Below are 2,530 nucleotides of genomic sequence, written 5' to 3'. Positions count from 1 at the left end.
TTGGAAGGATGCTAAAGCGGTAGCGGCAGACCTGAAGCCAATCTATCAAGCCACCACGCTTGAGGAGGCCGAAGCAGCCCTAGATGCGTTTTCAACCAAATGGGATGCCCTTTATCCGGCGATTAGCCAGATTTGGATTCGGCATTGGGACAACGTCATTCCCATCTTTGATGATCCAATGGATATTCGCAAAGTCATCTACACCACCAATGCCATTGAGTCGCTCAATCGCTCATTGCGCAAGGTAATTAAGACCAAGGCTGTGTTCCCAGATGAGGAGTCCGTGTTCAAGTTGATGTATTTGGCAATGAACAACATTGCCAAGCGATGGAACCGACCAATTAAGAACTGGAAAGCAGCCTTGTCACATTTTGCTATCCTATTTCCAGGACGCTTCAACTATTGACGATCTCAAGGCTTACACAAAAATCTGAACGCTCTCGAAGTTGAAAGGCAACTCAGCTCTTTTCCATTTCAGCTTGCTGATGAAGCATATGAGTATTATCAATGGGCAGGTGCACCAACGGGTAATCGCCAGCCTGAAGGCTGGGATGGTTCTTATAACAACAATTCAACATATCAGTTTTCACTTAAACATTATTTACCAACTAACTTAATTCACTTCCTATCCATTGAGGAAGCTGAACAATACCGTTTTCATGATTATGGTTTGACATATTTCCCATTCGTGTCTTATGAAAACGGCATGTTGTATATTGTTGGTTCAGAGACCTCGGCTGCAACTTCACCTGTAATGCAAGGAGAAGATAAGTGTAGGCTATGGTTTCCCAGTTTCACCAATATGATGTTAGCAATTGCAGAGTCCTTGGAAACTCTCGGAGGTTTATTTCCACCTTCTATCCCTCGTCATGATCCTCGTTATGAAGATACCGACGTATATATTGATAGAGACGAAGAACGTGAGCAATGGAAAACATTAGCAACAATTACTAAGAAGTATGGCTCTCCCCACGGAATTATCATAACTAACTAGTTCTAATCTGTTGCGACAGGATAACAATTGCGGTACAGCGGATTGAAGGAAGCCGCTGGTGCTGAGTTCAGAGAAATTGGCAACCGCTGACCGCGACCGTTATCCCGCTTGGTTTCAGGTCTTGGGGCGTAGTTTGAAGGTTACCAGTGAGAGCCTGAGCTTGCAAATTCGGCAATCGCAAAATTAAACTGCTTTACCTAAACTATCTAGATGCAAGCCTTAGCATGGGTATTTGAACATGGATTATGCAGTTCGCGCTTTGACTGTTGACGATGAACCTGTAGTTTGGGAAATGTTGCAGTATGCATCGCACGAACCCTCCCTAGACTCTGTTCAAAAACAGCCATATTTAGCTCGTTATGCGTCGAGTTGGGGCAGAGTTGGTGATGTTGGTTGTGTTGCAATCAGAGATACAGCATCAATTGGTGCAGCTTGGCTACGTTTGTGGTTAGAGGAAGATAAGGGATTTGGTTATGTCAACGATGTGATTCCAGAGTTAGCGATGGCGGTATTGCCAGATTATCGAGGTCAAGGCGTTGGAACGCGGTTGTTAGTTCAGGTTCTAGATATGGCAAAAGAATGGTTTCCGGCAGTGAGTCTCAATGTTCGGGCGGATAATCCGGTCGTGAGATTGTATGAACGATTAGGGTTTATTACGGTGCCGGGAAGTGAGATTGTCAATCGGACTGGCGGCATCTCATTTAATATGTTGTGCGAATTTGAATGAATCGGTGTGTGCCAGCGGGATAACAAGTCGATGAAGCGGACAGTTGAGAGATCTTGGTGTGGATGGAAAGGTTATCTGCCGCCGCTTATCTTGGTCGTTAGGCTACCAACGCATTGATATGGCAGGTATAGTGAGAATTCAAATTAAGTTTTTTGTTTTAGGGCTTGCTGCTTCTTGGATTTTAGGAGCAGTAGGCATTTGGGGCATTCTATTTTTCAGCTCAGGCGATGGTACGATGACGTTTCATGAACAAATATTGCCATCGGGTAGGAACATAAAGGTCACCATGTGTAATCTGGTCTGGGGTGTAGAACACGCTGATCGATTGCCAGATAAAGATAGTTTTACACTATAGCATTTTTCACTCTTGTGAGGCGTAGTAGCAACAGTGAGTGAACCAATTTTTGAGGTTTTCCAAAGATACTTGAGAAAAAGCGTCTTCAATGGCATTAGCGAGATCGGGATAGCTGCGTGCCCCAATCGTCCGCAAAATATTTTTAATCTTTGAGAAGCAATTTTCTATCGGTGAAAAGTCTGGAGAATAGGGAGGTAAATAAATCAACTTAGCACCCACGTCCTCAATCAGCTTTCTGATCGTGTCATGGTTGTGTATCGAGTAGTTATCCATAATCACACAAGCTCCTTTCCAAAGTTTCGGAACCAGGTGGCGAGCAATGAAGGCTTCAAAGGTCAAACCATCGGTTGAACCGACGATACTTACGTTAGTGACAACGGTTTTGAGGCTGATTGCACTGATTGTAGAGACTCGTTTACCTCGCTTGCTGGGGCGCTTACCCCGTGCTCTTTTA

At 44.4% G+C, this 2,530-nt stretch carries 6 protein-coding genes; 5 read left to right on the top strand and 1 reads right to left on the bottom strand.

Annotation, left to right across the window (positions count from 1 at the left end):
- The 5 genes from DO97_RS20295 to DO97_RS24240 all read left to right on the top strand — a co-directional run.
- Window positions 1-406, top strand: a 406-nt coding sequence (locus tag DO97_RS20295) for an IS256 family transposase (protein ID WP_036537160.1), incomplete at its 5' end; no start/stop codon positions are given.
- Window positions 407-688: 282 nt separating this feature from the next.
- Window positions 689-994: a hypothetical protein gene (locus DO97_RS24245; protein ID WP_162183043.1), complete on the top strand. Its 306-nt coding sequence runs from the start codon at window positions 689-691 to the stop codon at window positions 992-994.
- A 58-nt stretch (window positions 995-1,052) separates the two neighbouring features.
- Complete coding sequence (locus DO97_RS27940; RefSeq protein ID WP_275575077.1) at window positions 1,053-1,181, top strand: hypothetical protein; 129 nt, start codon at window positions 1,053-1,055, stop codon at window positions 1,179-1,181.
- Between the two features lie 51 nt (window positions 1,182-1,232).
- Complete coding sequence (locus tag DO97_RS20290; protein WP_036537155.1) at window positions 1,233-1,721, top strand: GNAT family N-acetyltransferase; 489 nt, start codon at window positions 1,233-1,235, stop codon at window positions 1,719-1,721.
- 43 nt (window positions 1,722-1,764) lie between these two features.
- Window positions 1,765-2,076: a hypothetical protein gene (locus DO97_RS24240; protein WP_156120702.1), complete on the top strand. Its 312-nt coding sequence runs from the start codon at window positions 1,765-1,767 to the stop codon at window positions 2,074-2,076.
- A gap of 6 nt (window positions 2,077-2,082) precedes the next feature.
- Here the strand turns inward: DO97_RS24240 and DO97_RS20285 are convergent.
- On the bottom strand, window positions 2,083-2,530 hold a 448-nt coding region (locus DO97_RS20285), incomplete at its 5' end, for a transposase (protein ID WP_036537153.1).

The organism is Neosynechococcus sphagnicola sy1 (assembly GCF_000775285.1).
Classification (GTDB): Bacteria; Cyanobacteriota; Cyanobacteriia; order Neosynechococcales; family Neosynechococcaceae; genus Neosynechococcus; species Neosynechococcus sphagnicola.
This window is presented reverse-complemented; position numbering and strand designations above follow the sequence as displayed.

Excerpts from the sequence above, each read along its gene's own strand:
- DO97_RS20290 (WP_036537155.1), top strand. The coding sequence starts at position 1,233 with ATGGATTATGCAGTTCGCGCTTTGACTGTTGACGATGAACCTGTAGTT.